Genomic DNA, 15,048 nt, shown 5'->3' with positions numbered 1-15,048 from the left:
TTGCAGTTGCACGTATTATCATGCCAAACAGCTATATTCGTTTATCTGCAGGGCGTGAATCATTATCTGATTCAGATCAGGCGTTGGCATTTATGGCAGGTGCGAACTCGTTATTCTCAGGTGAAAAACTTTTAACTACACCAAACGCAGGCGAAGGCAAAGACAAACAATTGTTCCAAAAATTAGGCTTAGTGCCTGAACGTGCTAAACCAACGGTTTCTGAATTGTCGGTAGATGCGATGGCAATGGCTTAAAGTTTTAGCATCCATCCAAATGTACAAAGTCCCGCAAAGGGACTTTGTTTTTTATGCAGCAAAATAAGTTTATGCGGCAATGCTTTTAAGAGGTGATTAAAATTCCGTAACTGGCATTTAAATACTGCCCTGTTTTAATAATATCTACCCCGTTGGCATGTTCTACCGTCAGTTGTTGCTGAATCGCATCATAATAAAACCGATCATAACAGTCCTGATGATGCAGCAACCACGTCAAAGTATCTGCTAGATTGTCATCTACAATATACGTTTTTTCTTGAAAGTTTTTAGCCATAAATACGGTCAGTTCAATATTTCTAGATACAGAATTTTAAGCGGAATACCTTGTGGGATAAAGTGTGCGGAGGATAGAAAATTTAATTGTGCACTTGTATAAATCAAACTTCGTACAGCATGAGAAGTCTCCCCACCAAAAGAGGTGGGAATGATATATGTAGTTTTGAAGATGGATAAGTGCAGTCTAATCTATACATGCAGTCAAGACTAAGCAAAATATTCAGGCTATTAGCCTAAAATAAAAAAGTGAGTCATAAAGACTCACTTGGTTTTAATACAGATTCAATACTTAACATTATTGTGTCTTAGAATCCCCACACTTACGACACTCTAAATGCGCCCCGATTTCTTCCATTGCGTCATATTCATAAATATGGATACAGAAAATTTGCTTTAACAGTTTGATCATAAATGACATTCCTTTTGATTTTTATACATCACGTTTGTGATCTCATCCTGAGATACAAATGCCATCAAGGCTGATTGACATAAACTACTATTATCATATTTAAAAAAAATAGCAAATCTAATTTAGGAACTTTCCGACAAATGACAAATTCATCTGCATACTTGCTGAAATTGAGTGCATAAATAGCTGTAAATTCATTCGCTTATATTATTTCAATTTTCAGCGCACTTGAAACAAGAAAAACTGCTCAAAAGCTAATTTATTAAAAACCAAAGAATCGCAATAGCCAATAACATCATGCTTTCTGTTATTTCAATACTCGCACCAACGGTATCGCCCGTAATTCCACCTAAACGCTGCATAAACTTGTATCGCAAATACAAGGTGCTAAGGATAAAAGTCAGAACGGTCACCAAACCCACCCATCCCCAAAGCACTCCTGCAAGCAAGGTCAATGCGATCACAATTTTTGTGCCTGTTTTAGGCAAATGTGCCTGAATAGCAGTGCCTAAACCATTGGCACGTAAATAAGGCGTGCTTAAAAATAAAACCAAAGCGCTTAATCGTCCCAATACGGGTACAAACAGCAAAAATGCCAAATACTGTTGTTCGAGCAATACATACAACGCAGACCATTTTAATAAACAGCAGATCAGTAAGCTCAATACTCCAATCGGGCCGCTGCTTGGGTCTTTCATGATGTTTAAGCTACGTTCAGGATCACCAAAACCGCCGACCCATGCATCGGCAGTATCAGCCAGTCCATCTAAATGTAAACCACCTGTCAGCCAAATCCAGAGCACTAAAATTAAGCTGCTACTCAGAACCAAAGGCAAGAATTGCAATAAATGCGCCATCCCCCACAGCGCAGCTCCAATTAGTAAGCCAACGAGCGGATAAAACAGCAGTGATTGTGCATTTTGCGCTGCAGTTGGCATCTGTTTTAAAGAAACAGGAAAAGTGCTCAGGAATTGCAAGGCAATCCAAAAAGGTGTCATGTTTGCCCCTGCATGCAAATGTTGCCATTGGGATGTAACTGGAATGAACTCAATTGCCCCAACGCTGCAGACATTTTTAAAATATCGTCTAAAGGTTGTTTCTGCGCCATCACTTTGAGTAATTTAATTACCCCGCCATGCGTGACCAATAACACACGTTTAGGTTGTTGCTCAAGTTGTTGTATATATTGGTTGAGATCGGACAGACCTTGCAAAACGCGCTGCTGAAAATTTAGCAAAGATTCTGCTTGTGGCGGACTAAATTGGGTCGGTGTCATCCAAAATTTAGCTAAATCTTCAGGGTATTGTTCATATAAGGTTTGAGTGGAAATAGCTTCCCATGCACCAAAATGCATTTCCTGAAATTGTGCATCAATATACAGTGGCAATTGCTGTGCTTGCGCAAAGGTCTGAGCAACCTGCAGACAACGCTGTAAAGGTGAACTTGCCACAACATCCCATCGCTGTCCTGTAGCTATTGCCGTGTTTAAAGTCTGCTGCATGTCTTGCCAACCTTTTAAAGTCAAAGCATCATCGGTTGAGCCACGCAAAGTATGACCCAATTCTGTTTCGCCATGTCTTAATAGGTCTAGCATGATCATAAAGATACTTTCTCACCAATAACCGCAGCTTCGGCAAAAGTCGCCATTTGATTATGCAAGGCACAGGCCAGTTGGATAATGCCCAATGCCGCGCCCGCACCGCTGCCCTCACCTAAGCGTAAATTTAGATGCAGCAAGGCTTGTGCACCTAATGCTTCTAATAAGCGACGATGTCCATATTCAGCCGATTGATGCCCAAACAACATCCATTCTCGGACTTGAGGATTTAAACGCACTGCAACTAATGCAGCAGCACTGCTGATAAAACCATCCACCACCATCGGCAAGCCCAACTGCGCACAGCGAATATACGCGCCCACCATTGCAGCGACCTCCAATCCACCAACTGCACATAAGGCTTTAAAAGCATCATCTTGCACATAGTTCTGATGTAGAGCTAAAGCAGCATCAATCACCTGTTTTTTATGTTGCAATTGTGCAGTGTCAATTCCTGTGCCTATGCCAGTCAAGGCTTCAGCAGGTTCTTGTAATAAAAAGCAAGACAAGGCTGATGCCGAACAGGTATTTCCAATACCCATTTCACCTGCGACATAAATCGAGGCCTGCTGTGCGATGGCATCTTCCACACTTTGACGTCCAAGTGCCATCGCATCTGCACACGCTTGTTCAGTCATGGCGCGGGTTTTAGCAAAATTCGCTGTGCCTGCACGAATACAATGCCGCTCTACTCCTGCATATTCATACGCTTCCCCGACCGAGCCGCAATCCACCACTTGTAAATGCGCCTGATATTGTCGGGCGATGACGCTGATACATGCCCCACCTGTGGCAAAATTTTGTAGCATTTGCCGAGTCACGGCTTGGGGATAGGCGGAAATATTTTCTTCCATCACGCCATGATCGCCTGCGAAAATACATATCCACGGACGTTCAATATTCGGCTGCGTTGTTCCTTGCAAAGCCGCCAGTTGAATCGCAATATTTTCCAATGTTGCCAATGAACCTGTCGGTTTGGTCAATTGAAGTTGTCGTGCAATTGCCTGTTGTTTCATCTGTTCGTTCGGCTTTTGACACGCTGCAAACCACCAAGTCATTGATTCTCTCCTTTTAAAAGCATTGGAAAACCTGCGACACAGAACTGCACTTTGTCTGCAATTTGTCCCAATTGCTGATGTAATCGCCCTATTTCATCGACAAATTTTCGGGTTATTTCGCCCATCGGTACAACACCCAAACCTGTTTCATTGCTCACTAAAATAATATCGGCTTGCAACTGAGGTAAAACTTCGAGCAATGCTGAAATTTGTTGTTCGGCAAAGCTTTCTGCAGATTGCATCAACAAATTACTCATCCACAAAGTCAGACAATCTACTAAAATCACAGCATTCGGATGATCCAGCATCTTTAACTGCTCCGCCAAATACAAAGGCTCTTCGCACAATTGCCAAGTCTGCGGACGCTGTTGTTGATGATGCTGAATCCGCGCCTGCATTTCTGCATCGCCCGCTTGTGCAGTTGCTACATAAATGACGGATTTGCCAAGTTGCTGCGCGGTTTGCTCAGCCATACGGCTTTTACCCGAACGCGCACCGCCCAAAATAAGTTGAATCACATGTGCTCCAAAGGAAATTGATGCGTGCTAAATAGCTGACCTTGTAAAGTGTGTGCCTGATAATAACCAAAATTTAAATGATGGATATCTAAATCGAAATATTGCACGGGGAGATTTTGAATACGCTGCAAAATCAAATTGGTTGAACAAGCTGTTTGATATAAACCCAAAGTAATATGTGGATGATACTGTAAAGCTGCGATTTCAGCCCCGCCTACGCTAAGTGCCTGACGTATACGCGCCAGTTGCTGTGATTGATCTTGCACTTCTACAAATAAAGCACTATCAAAACTATTGATGCCGCCCACTTTCAGTTGAAAAGGCTCTAGTTGCAACTGCTGTAAGGCTTGAACTTGTTGTTGAAATTGTGACTCGAGAAAGTCATCTTCCCAATGCTTTTTTGCTGCATAAAACCCACAAATATATAAGGTGATATGAAACTGGCGAGTGTTTGGGCGAAATAATACATCTGAAAATTGCTGTTTTAATTGTTGTAAATAACATTCTAAAGCTGGATGTTGAACAGCTAAATACCAAAGCACATAACGCTCACGCCCACGATGCCATTCAGGATAATCATGCTGCTGTGTTGGAATAACGTACTGATTGGCTTGAATAAACACGGGATAATTCAATGAATTTAAACAGCTTATGGTAAAACATTCACAACTGAATAGACATGAAAATCATGCAATTTGAGGTGAATATTTTTCAGTTTGGTATTTTAACCATCTACATCATTTAAATAATTTTGATTTTAATGAGATGGATAAAATTCAGAAGATGGCTGAAACAGGTCTGCAATGTTATGCTGAAATGAAGATGATATTTTCTAATCTACACAAGACACTACATTACTGTGAAGCTTTACCCCATCAGAATCGGTATAACTGGAGTTTATGATGCAACAAGAATTGATCTGTTATAAACAACTTCCTATTTGGAATCATGACTCAATTCCACAAGGGTTTAAAAAACAACACAATACCCAAGTCGGCACATGGGCGAAGTTGACTATTTTAAAAGGCGAATTGCATTTTTCGATGCTGCATGAATCTGGTGAAGTACAATCTGAGCATATTTTTTCCGTGGAAAATCAACCACCATTTATTGAACCGCAAGCGTGGCATAAAATTGTATCTGCCAGTGATGATATTGAGTGCCAGCTTAGTTTTTATTGTTTGCCTCAAGATTATTTTGTTAAAAAATATAAATTAAGCCCAACACATTCTGAAATTTTAATGGCACTTCCACAGTTAACCGTGGGTAAAGCTTTGGATGTTGGCTGTGGTACAGGCCGAAATGCGCTGTATTTGAGCCAAAACGGTTTTCAGGTGGATGCTTGGGATGTGAATCCGAGTAGTATCCAAAAATTAAATGAAATTATTGCTACAGAACAGATTTCATCTATTCAAACTACTGTGCGGGATTTAAATCAGGATGCCACAATTACGGAGGAATATGACTTCATTAACTGTACAGTGGTGATGATGTTTTTGGCGCCTGAAACCATTCCTACGCTTATTCAGCACATGCAGCAAGCGACCAAACCACAAGGCTTTAACTTAATTGTTTGCGCTATGGATACTGAAGATTACCCCGTGCAACAAGACTTCCCTTTTAGTTTTAAAGCGGGTGAGTTAAGTGCATATTATGCTGATTGGGATATTGTGAAATACAATGAAAATGTCGGTGAGTTGCACCGCACAGATGCAGATGGCAATCGCATTAAACAGCGTTTTGCGACGTTGTTGGCGAGGAAAAAGTAGATGTGCAAGTGGAATCTTAAATGAATAAGCTTTTGAGCTGCTCACAGACTACATTTCAATTGCTTACATAAAGCTTAAAATAAAAAACCACTTAGGATTAGTACACCTAAGTGGTTGTTTTATATGGTGGGCCCAGACAGACGAGAACTATCACCTACCCTATTGTTTTTATTAAACTAATTAATTTTTTAAAATTACAGGATACAAGCTAGGATACATGATTTAAATGTTGTTTTTTTAATCAATTAAACTTTTTTCACCACCACCCCCCTACCACATCACCAAGTTCATTGGATTTTTACAATACAAAGTTTCTTGGTAAAAGAGGAACCAACATCAATATAATGGCAATTATCGATTTTCGTATGTTCTTTTACGATCGTATGACCTAAATAGATTTCATCGATATTTTCGACGATATCATATTGGTTTGAATGATTACGTATTCTCCCCCTACCCCAAAGTGCATTTGAATATGTTGATACGATACCTGGAATTTTATAGTCACCTTTGACAATATCTTCCTTAAAAATGTTCCAATCATGAATATCAATGTCGGCATGAACAACACCTACCTTTTTATGTTTCAGCTCAACTTCAATCACTAAAGGTAACTTTGTTAAACGATCAACAATTCTCTGTCGCGTCTTTTGAAATTGTCTATAAAACCATGCTCCACCATTCCTTGCATGCATGTCTTTCATTTTAGGATCATACTGCCCTCGAATACACATTTCTTCATGATTACCGCGCACAGTTAAAAACCATTTTTGATCGAGTAATGAAATACATTCTAAATTTTCATTACCTCTATCGATGAGATCTCCTGTGCATATGAGCAAGTCATTGTCAAAATCAAAATTCTTTAGATGAAGCTCTTGCATTAGAAGACTATAAGACCCGTGAAGATCTCCAACGATATAAACTGAATTATAATTTTGGTTTACAAGTATCTTTATTATATCGTTCATGCTATGAATAAAACCTTCTACGAATTTTGAATCCCATTATAGAACATGACTACCACAGCCTCCAATTCATTACAAAATATTGTTATTTATACAAATAATAAAATTTCACTTGATTTTTATAAGCCATTTGAAGATGGACTAAACCCTATATTATTTACAGTTAAAACTTTAGAACAAATTCCTAGCAAGACTGAAAATAAAATTCATATTGTCATCTTGGAGTCCTGTGATGAACTTAGCAATCTACAAATAAATTGCAATAAAATTCATCTTATCATGCCTGAATATTCAAAGAATAAATTAGAAAATGATCTAAAGGCCTTAATATTTGAGCATGACCAATCTATGTCATCCCAACAAGCTTTAGAAAAGTTTTATCATGGTTTTATTAAATTTTATTGCTCTGCTGAATATTATCTTGATCCTCAGGATTTTTTTAATTCTGACTCATATAAAGATGGATATCGATACATCAACATCCATGAGGTATTGCAAAACAATGTTAATTATGAACAACAACTTAATACCTACCTTAATACGATATTGGATACTGAAACAGTATCCTTCAATTTTTCAATAAGCTATGATTTTTATTCAGAATCTGGCTATTTACCGCAGCTAGAAGATACTGTTGATCATTTAAAATATGTCAGAGATAGAGATGTATTCTTTAGCATTGTGCTTTCAAAGTATCCAATATCAGATAATAAGTTAGCTATTATACATTTAAGTCAAAAGTCTCTAATCTCTTGATTTTTTTATCATATCAAAACCGATTAATTTATCACTATCTAGATCAAAAGGAAGAACCCATATCTCTGGATTTTTCCCTTGATCTCTTTCATGCTTATTTAACTGAAACTCTGGTAAAGCTTTATTAAATTTGGAACTTTTTGGATAAATCAAAACTATTGGAGCATCGTGTTCAAGGTACATATAACTATAAGCAAACATTTGCTGCATATCACCATCGCTGATTCCATAACGTTGGTCTTCACTATTCTGATCCAATAATTTCCATTTTGTATCTAGAATCATATTGCTATGTGTATCTTTTTTAGCTTTAAAATAAATGTCTGGTCGAAGATTAAATCTATCTTTTCCATTATGATGGCACAAATATTTATTACTCTTCTGCCTTTGGATTTGGTAATGCTCTGAGTATTGTTCTTCTAGCTTACTCAGCACATAAGCTTCAAATAACTTTTCCATCGGAAACAGCAAACTCATTCCATGCCATTCACCATGTAATGCAGATGGTGTCAGTTCACCTAGGACTATTTCACACCATACTTTGATTGATTCATATTGAGCATATAAACGGCCTGATTTCCATTGGGGAAAGTCTAGGCATGGCAATGTACTTTTAGGTACTTCACTGAGTTTTTGACGTATTTCATTTGCCAATCGCCAATTATCATTATCTTGTGTGAGTGTACAAATTTTTTCTAATGCAGCTTTAATAAGACGATTTGGGGCTGTATTTAAAGAAAAAACATCATGTTCAATCGGAAAACAATGTTGTTCTGTCACAGGTTGTGTCAGATATCTTTGGATACTCAATTTACCTTTTAAATAGGCACTTTGCTCAGCAATACGTTGATATTCAGACCGTAAACCTCGCTGAAGCAATAGGTTGCATGCCTCCAAAAAGCGACTCATGATCCATTCACTCAAAGGTAAATCTAACTTATCCAATGAGGCTGAGCCTGCTTCTCGATGGGATGGAAGCTTCCACAAGGTTCTCAGCATTTTCCTGAGTAATTGACGTTCATTCGCAAGTACAATTTCCCTTTTATCTTGCTCATGTATTTCTACATGCTTAGGTAATATTTCAATTGTATGACCACATGGTGTTTGGATAATACCAACATAGTTATCTACTTTTATTTTACGTCTGCCTTCTAACTCAAAAATGGCAGTACCATTTTTTTTTGTTTGACTAGAAAGCTCACATAAATAGTCAAATACTGAGGTTGGAACACAGATATGATCCAACTCTTTAACACATGCATGTTCAGTGCCATTGTCTTCAATGACACCATATTCTCTAATACTCAGAAGCACTATAATTCAGCCTATTACAAGTCATTTTCTTTTGCTTTCACGCCTGTAACAATCTGCAGAAGAGAAACAATTTGATCCTGAAGGTCTGCTTCATTTTTAAATAAATCTTGATTAATTTCCCAGTTTCGACTTTCAAGATTACTAATTAACTGATCATCCATACTTGGAAATAAAGACTTTTCCAATTTTTCAGTTTTAATCATTCCGTTATTTCCGAGTACTAACTTGATTTTACTCCAATCATCAAAAAAATATTCTTGCAACAAAGGAATAATCTTTTTCTCAAAAATTTGCATAAGCTCTTGAACCGTAGCTGCTGCTTTTTCAGAAGTAGGTTTTAATTCAGTAAAATAAGCATGACCAATACAGTGATCTCTATCTAATAAAACCTTAATACGTTTATTCATTACCTCTAATAATTTAGCTACATCAATAGCTTCCACTACTTTATTCTCTTTTGTGATTTGAATATCCTTTAAAACATTAGGCTCGGGCATCATTTCAATAAATTCAAAACGTCGTCTTAAAGCAATATCTACTGAAGTTAATGAACGGTCAGAACTGTTCATCGTACCTATAATATAAAGATTGTTTGGTACACTAAATTGCTCATTTGAATAAGGAAGAGTTACAGACAACTCTTCAAGTTGATCTGCACGTTTGGATTCCTCAATTAAAGTAATAAGTTCACCAAAAATTTTGGAAATATTACCTCGGTTAATTTCATCAATAATCAGCACATAGTTTTCTGTCGGATTATCTTTCGCGGACTTACAAAAACGTTTAAACACTCCTGCTTCTACTGGATATTTTAATTGTCCATTAACTTCTTTAACTTTAATGCCTTCTACAAAATCTTCATAACCATAGCTTTGGTGAAAGGTAACAAAACCAATTTGAGCTATTTGTTTATCAGTACTTTTTAGATATTCATTGAACCTTTGATTCATTTCCTCTCTAATTTTTTCATTTGAAATAGGTATCTTTCTTGATTCCAGTTCTTTCTGAATAATTTCTTTTAAAGTATCTTTTTGAATCTTATAAACAATTGATAACGCTTCATTAATTGTATTATATGTTTTGCCTGTCCCTGCAGGACCATACAAAATTTGATTTCGTGTGAATAATACATCGTTTAACTTATCTTGCTCTACAATCCTTGAATAACTATCTAGTATATTTCTGCTCTCTTGTTTTCGCTTTTTCAGAGCTTTTAAAGTTTCAATATAATCACCCCAAACCTTTTTATTAACTTTTTCAGTATTGCCTGAATTCACATTAAATTTAATCTCATTCTTCGTAAGATATCTTTGACCAACCGCATTGAGTGGAAAATAGACTTCAGGTTTACAACGATACAGTGCTGTAGATAATTTATTAATGCCAACAGAACTAATCTTCAAAATCTCCTTGACATCATCGAAATTTAAATATTCCTGGTTATCTTTAGCATTGATTTCTTTAAATACCCCCCACAGTTTCGGAATCGTGTCATGATCTCGCTCGACAATGGAGCCATTTTTATTTTTAAAAACTTTATAGGGGTAATACCAAGCCCGTTGTCCATCAGAACTAGGGATATTTTTTATATCTTCCAGCCCAAAGCCTTCCTCTTCGCTGAGTTCTAAAAAAGCATTATGCATCTGCAAACGATTAGCATGAGTCCCTACATTAAGTAGACTAAGAACCGTAAAAGGATCTATTTCCTTATGATGATATTTTTCATCATTAACAATGCTCTTATTTTCATCAAAAATAAGATCAGATTTAAAATCTTGTCCCACACTTTTTTTTATATCCCTAATTCTAATTGCAAGTTCGCTTTGTTTATTTTCATATTCTTTAATTTTAGGGAATAACTTTTCAGTATATAAACGTACCCATTTTGGTTTTGTTAAATTAACTTGATTCATTTATAAATATCCTGATATTAACCTTTACTATTTTGTGCATATGCCATTAACTGACAAAATACATTTACTAACTTCTGCTGTTTAATATTGCTTGTATTACTATTCATTAAGTTTGGATTCCCTACCACGATTGCTAAAGACTGTGCTCTCGAATTCGCTACATTTAAACGGTTTTTATCAAACAAAAAATCCATTCCACGTGGTGAATCGTCCGCATCACTTGCACATAAGCTAAAAAATACAATAGGCGCTTCCTGACCTTGAAATTTATCTACACTTCCTAGCTTTGCATTTTCACCTAAAGCAGATTTAAGTTTAGTCACCTGAAAGTTATACGGCGCTACAAATAAAATATCATCTAAAGTAATAGGCTTTTTATTACCTTCCTTATCGGTATAAATTCGCCCAATGAGCTCATTCACAGCATGTTGAATCGCTTGAACCTCTTCATCACTCGCTTGAGTATTTCCTTCATGTTCAACGGGGATGAATACAACACCTGCTTCCTTATTTAATACCCCCTTATAAGCATCAGGGACTTGAATAACTTGCAGATCGTTAGACTTGTGTGAATTTAACTTACCCTCATAAATTGCCTGACTGATAAACTCATTTACTTTTGAATGCATTCTGTAGGTGGTGTCGAGAAAGATGCCTCGGTTAGACTCAATTGTTGGATAATCTCTTAGCAAATAATCCAAAATAGACAAACCACTATCGCCAGGGTGCGTACCTTGTGCTGGTTGTCCTAGTTGCATTTGGTCACCCATTAAAACTAGATTATGAGCGGATTGACTCATTGCAATTAAGTTCGCTACCGATACTTGCCCTGCTTCATCAATAAACAAATAATCAAATTGCTTATTTAACTCCTCACGAGAAAACCCCCAAGCCGTGGTACCAATGACACATGCACCATCAAGATATTCAACTATTTTGTCATTCTTAATTTCTGAAATTCCAAAGTTTTCAATCTCAGCATCTGTATTTTTTGTACAATAGAAATGAGCTGGAATATTTTCATTTTGACAATACTGTGCCACACCAATCAGAAGATTATTAATTGCCTTGTGGGAATTTGAGCTAATGCCTACTTTCTTTCCTTGCATAAGCAGTTCTGCAATAACATGCTTACCTGTAAAGGTTTTTCCTGCACCAGGAGGTCCTTGAATTACAATATATGAGTTATCTAAATTACAAATTGCCGATTTTATTTGATCCAACTTTTCTGAATTTTTATGGCTAGAAACAATTATTTCTCCCTTTTCTATCCCCTTGATGCGTGGATAATCCCGTCTTAAAAAATGGAGAATAGCATCATCATTGAGCTGGTTTTCATAATAGCTTCGAACTACTGTTTCTATTGCTTTTGGAATAGGCTTTGGATTCACATAATCATCTGGGATTAAATGCACAACAGAAAGCGGCTCTTTAAGCTGTAAGCAAATTCTGCCTTTTGAAACTGATGAATGCTCTTTTAATAATGTCGCTTTAAGATTGTTCCCCTTTTCATCTTCCTCCCCAAGAATATAAAAGCTAGTGGTATTTGCCATTTTAAATTCTTGATGAGGATCAAATGAATACTCATATGCTAAGCTTCTTGCTTTAGGGGTTGGTTTAAATGGCTCTTTGTCTGTACGAATACAATTTACTAGACAATCAAGGTCATCATAAAGCTCTTCTACTGTTAAGCCCATTCTTTCAAAAAGTCGCCAAAAAACTGGCTTAGCTTCTCTACGATGGAATTCCAGGGCCCAAGCCATGTTTTCACAAATTTGTGACTCAATTATATCGTGAGCCTTAAGAGATTCTGCTTTACTCAATAATTGATCTCTTAAGTGAGTTATTGCCGTTATTTCCTCACTTACCTCTTTTTCTACAATGTCTTTTTTACCTACATACTGGATGCCAAATTCTTGCTGTTTCTGATGCAACCAAGCCACCAACTCTTGCGTACTATTACAATCATCAATATTGTAGTCTCGAATACTTTTCAGGACTTTTGATGTTTGCCAGATTAATCCATCTGGATTAACTCGCCAATTTTCATACACGACAACAGAATCGCCACCGGAACCCACTTCTGTTTCACGTTTACCACGATATAAGTGTTCTACATTTTTAATAGAATATTTTGGTTCACCAATCAGTAATCCATTTTTAACGATCTTGTATAAATCAACAAAAACTCCATTTCTTAGCAATTGATCTACTTCTAATTCACAAACACCATAACGGCACATGAGCTTCTTACATGCAGCAATTTCATAGTTTGCATAATGGTAAATATGCATTGTAGGATCTTGCTGCCAACGTGCATAAACCCATTCGATAAATGATTTAAATGCCATTTTTTCTTCGACTTCATTGTGAGCCCAAAAATCTATAAACTTACGCTCACCTTTTTCATCGAAATATGTACATCCCCACAAGTACTCAAGTCCCCCTTCAATTAAAGGAAACCCCTCGATATCAAAGTACACATCATTTTCAGAGTGCTGAGGTAATAGTGCCAATCCTAATTTTTCATGAGTGTTAATGATTTCAAATAAAGGCGTTGCAAGCCCTTCACTTTTTCTCTGAATTTGGGCCTGAGCTTTTAATCTTTTATATACATCAGTATTCAAGCTCTTAATGCTTGGCTTATCACTATTAATCAAGTCTTGCATCGTCTGAATACCATCAGCATTCAGCTTCTTGATTTGCGAGCGTGTAATTGTGGCGACTTGAGAAAGATGATCTGCCTCTTTGAGTAATTGCTTCGCATAATTACTCCAACAACCCCATGACTTGGAGTCAGAAGGATTAGGGTACTTTTCTAAATCGAATTCTTCGTGCAATTGCAAAAAGGCATTTTTTACTGATTGGTAGTAATAGTAAAATTCTTGTGTTCTCAATCGCTGTTGAGTTTGATCGCCTAAAATAATGACAAAATCATTCGAATAACGGCCTTGAATAGCTGCAATCATTTCCTGATAGCAACACAATTGAATGGTGTAATATGGTTGTAATGATTTTGAAAGTTTGGTGTCCCAAATTTCATAATGATAGTCCCCAAGTTGACTAGAACCTGGAACCTTGACTAAAAAATCAGCAAATCCTGTAAACTGATCTTGACTTAAACAAGCCTGGAAAACAACATCTGCACCTTCTTTCATGGCCTGTATCGTTGCAGCTTTCTTATCTGAACTTAATCCTATATTCGCAATCGTTAAGCCTTGTTGCTTCAATCCTTCCAATACAGATGATTCGTGCTCTGCACCTTTATCCTGAAGCATGAGCATCATTGCATCATCCTGATCTTTTAAATCTAAAGCTTCAGGAGAAATAAGACTGAAATGTTCCATCCAGGAAGCAAAAGGACTTTCTAAAAACAAAATTAAATCAGAGGGTGAAAAAATTAAATTATCATTGTGTAGTTTCATATTAACCCCAAATATTTTTATAAAGTACTAAAAAAACAAATACTACTATAGACTTCTTTCATAAATCAAAAAACGATCTTCTTCTTGGTTAATATTTGCATCCCAGATTTTTTAGCATTCGTGCATAATCTGCGGTTGAAATACAATGATTAGCCATCCTTTAACAAAAAATAGATTTTTGCATCAGTCGCCTTAAAAAATATATTAGACCTTGCATTAGTCAAAATTTAAACAGCCACAAACTATATTTTATAAGGTTTTAACCAATTCAAAATTAGGTAAAAGCATACTCCGCAAGGTCTATTGTTAAATATTCTATTCATGAAAAAAATCTGGGGAATCATAATGTGAATTTTGCATAGCTACATCTGGTTAAGAAAATGGCATGTGGAATATGAAAAGTGGATGCTTGAACAAGCAAATGTTGAATTCTAATCATTAAGTTTAAGGAAAAAGTACTTCCCACTTTTTCCTTATAACTTATATTCTCAGCTACAAATCGCTTTAGAAAAACTTGAACCAATCGTATCAGGAACAATAGGCTCCATTTTCACATAAGGTTCTGTATAGCTATCTATTACCCTAGTGCCTTTATATTTGATTTCAGTTTTGAACCCTAGCAAATCTGCATTACAATTTATGTGTGAACCGTACCGGGTTTGTCGGAGACCAACTTTCTTGAGAGAATGTTCCAATGACAAAACCAAAATATACCCCTGAAATCAGAGAAAGAGCGGTTCAATTATTGATTGAATCTGAAAAAGATTATC

The 15,048-nt window shown here is 36.6% G+C and carries 12 protein-coding genes and 1 pseudogene; 3 read left to right on the top strand and 10 right to left on the bottom strand.

Translation table 11 applies throughout. The annotated features are described in order from the left end of the window. Positions 1-254: pseudogene (locus FTV41_RS12715) on the top strand (biotin synthase); the annotation flags it as partial. A gap of 85 nt (positions 255-339) precedes the next feature. On the opposite strand, the gene FTV41_RS12710 reads toward FTV41_RS12715, so the two are convergent. The 6 genes from FTV41_RS12710 to FTV41_RS12685 form a co-directional block, all read right to left on the bottom strand. Beyond that, complete coding sequence (locus FTV41_RS12710; RefSeq protein ID WP_004976903.1) at positions 340-549, bottom strand: hypothetical protein; 210 nt, start codon at positions 547-549, stop codon at positions 340-342. A gap of 665 nt (positions 550-1,214) precedes the next feature. Beyond that, positions 1,215-1,958, bottom strand: a complete 744-nt coding sequence (locus FTV41_RS12705; protein ID WP_004976907.1) for an adenosylcobinamide-GDP ribazoletransferase — start codon at positions 1,956-1,958, stop codon at positions 1,215-1,217. Continuing rightward, positions 1,955-2,560 carry a histidine phosphatase family protein gene (locus tag FTV41_RS12700; RefSeq protein WP_179996656.1) on the bottom strand — a complete coding sequence of 202 codons (606 nt, stop codon included), beginning with the start codon at positions 2,558-2,560 and terminating at the stop codon, positions 1,955-1,957. The genes FTV41_RS12705 and FTV41_RS12700 overlap by 4 nt, the downstream gene beginning before the upstream one ends. Further along, on the bottom strand, positions 2,557-3,615 hold the full coding sequence (gene cobT / locus FTV41_RS12695; RefSeq protein WP_179996655.1) for a nicotinate-nucleotide--dimethylbenzimidazole phosphoribosyltransferase: 1,059 nt from the start codon (positions 3,613-3,615) through the stop codon (positions 2,557-2,559). Before cobT ends, FTV41_RS12700 begins: the two co-directional genes overlap by 4 nt. Beyond that, positions 3,612-4,133, bottom strand: a complete 522-nt coding sequence (cobU, locus tag FTV41_RS12690) for a bifunctional adenosylcobinamide kinase/adenosylcobinamide-phosphate guanylyltransferase (protein ID WP_179996654.1) — start codon at positions 4,131-4,133, stop codon at positions 3,612-3,614. Before cobU ends, cobT begins: the two co-directional genes overlap by 4 nt. Further along, on the bottom strand, positions 4,130-4,756 hold the full coding sequence (locus FTV41_RS12685; RefSeq protein WP_096901204.1) for a 2'-5' RNA ligase family protein: 627 nt from the start codon (positions 4,754-4,756) through the stop codon (positions 4,130-4,132). The genes cobU and FTV41_RS12685 overlap by 4 nt, the downstream gene beginning before the upstream one ends. Positions 4,757-5,035: 279 nt before the next feature. Here FTV41_RS12685 and tehB point away from each other — a divergent pair, with 279 nt between their 5' ends. Next, positions 5,036-5,902 carry an SAM-dependent methyltransferase TehB gene (tehB, locus tag FTV41_RS12680; protein WP_154321273.1) on the top strand — a complete coding sequence of 289 codons (867 nt, stop codon included), beginning with the start codon at positions 5,036-5,038 and terminating at the stop codon, positions 5,900-5,902. 287 nt (positions 5,903-6,189) lie between these two features. Here the strand turns inward: tehB and FTV41_RS12675 are convergent, their stop codons facing one another. Continuing rightward, on the bottom strand, positions 6,190-6,873 hold the full coding sequence (locus tag FTV41_RS12675) for a metallophosphoesterase (RefSeq protein ID WP_179996653.1): 684 nt from the start codon (positions 6,871-6,873) through the stop codon (positions 6,190-6,192). Between the two features lie 45 nt (positions 6,874-6,918). Here FTV41_RS12675 and FTV41_RS12670 point away from each other — a divergent pair, with 45 nt between their 5' ends. Next, on the top strand, positions 6,919-7,626 hold the full coding sequence (locus tag FTV41_RS12670; RefSeq protein ID WP_168382263.1) for a hypothetical protein: 708 nt from the start codon (positions 6,919-6,921) through the stop codon (positions 7,624-7,626). Here the strand turns inward: FTV41_RS12670 and FTV41_RS12665 are convergent. From FTV41_RS12665 to FTV41_RS12655, 3 genes are read right to left on the bottom strand one after another with little or no spacing between them, the layout of a single operon-like run. Then, positions 7,615-8,940, bottom strand: coding sequence for an McrC family protein (locus FTV41_RS12665; RefSeq protein WP_179996652.1), 1,326 nt, complete (start codon positions 8,938-8,940; stop codon positions 7,615-7,617). The genes FTV41_RS12670 and FTV41_RS12665 overlap by 12 nt on opposite strands. Positions 8,941-8,954: 14 nt before the next feature. Then, positions 8,955-10,853, bottom strand: coding sequence for an McrB family protein (locus FTV41_RS12660; protein ID WP_257221959.1), 1,899 nt, complete (start codon positions 10,851-10,853; stop codon positions 8,955-8,957). A 17-nt stretch (positions 10,854-10,870) separates the two neighbouring features. Beyond that, on the bottom strand, positions 10,871-14,278 hold the full coding sequence (locus FTV41_RS12655; protein ID WP_179996651.1) for a TM0106 family RecB-like putative nuclease: 3,408 nt from the start codon (positions 14,276-14,278) through the stop codon (positions 10,871-10,873). Positions 14,279-15,048 lie beyond the last annotated feature (770 nt).

It is taken from the genome of Acinetobacter sp. YH16051, assembly GCF_013417135.1.
In the GTDB taxonomy this organism is placed as follows: domain Bacteria; phylum Pseudomonadota; class Gammaproteobacteria; order Pseudomonadales; family Moraxellaceae; genus Acinetobacter; species Acinetobacter towneri.
The sequence above is the reverse complement of the archived record's forward strand: the minus strand, read 5'-3'. Positions and strand labels throughout refer to the sequence as shown.

Excerpts from the sequence above, each read along its gene's own strand:
- FTV41_RS12655 (WP_179996651.1), bottom strand. The coding sequence starts at position 14,278 with ATGAAACTACACAATGATAATTTAATTTTTTCACCCTCTGATTTAATT.
- FTV41_RS12705 (WP_004976907.1), bottom strand. The coding sequence starts at position 1,958 with ATGACACCTTTTTGGATTGCCTTGCAATTCCTGAGCACTTTTCCTGTT.
- FTV41_RS12670 (WP_168382263.1), top strand. The coding sequence starts at position 6,919 with ATGACTACCACAGCCTCCAATTCATTACAAAATATTGTTATTTATACA.
- FTV41_RS12660 (WP_257221959.1), bottom strand. The coding sequence starts at position 10,853 with ATGAATCAAGTTAATTTAACAAAACCAAAATGGGTACGTTTATATACT.
- FTV41_RS12710 (WP_004976903.1), bottom strand. The coding sequence starts at position 549 with ATGGCTAAAAACTTTCAAGAAAAAACGTATATTGTAGATGACAATCTA.
- FTV41_RS12700 (WP_179996656.1), bottom strand. The coding sequence starts at position 2,560 with ATGATCATGCTAGACCTATTAAGACATGGCGAAACAGAATTGGGTCAT.
- cobT (WP_179996655.1), bottom strand. The coding sequence starts at position 3,615 with ATGACTTGGTGGTTTGCAGCGTGTCAAAAGCCGAACGAACAGATGAAA.
- tehB (WP_154321273.1), top strand. The coding sequence starts at position 5,036 with ATGCAACAAGAATTGATCTGTTATAAACAACTTCCTATTTGGAATCAT.
- FTV41_RS12675 (WP_179996653.1), bottom strand. The coding sequence starts at position 6,873 with ATGAACGATATAATAAAGATACTTGTAAACCAAAATTATAATTCAGTT.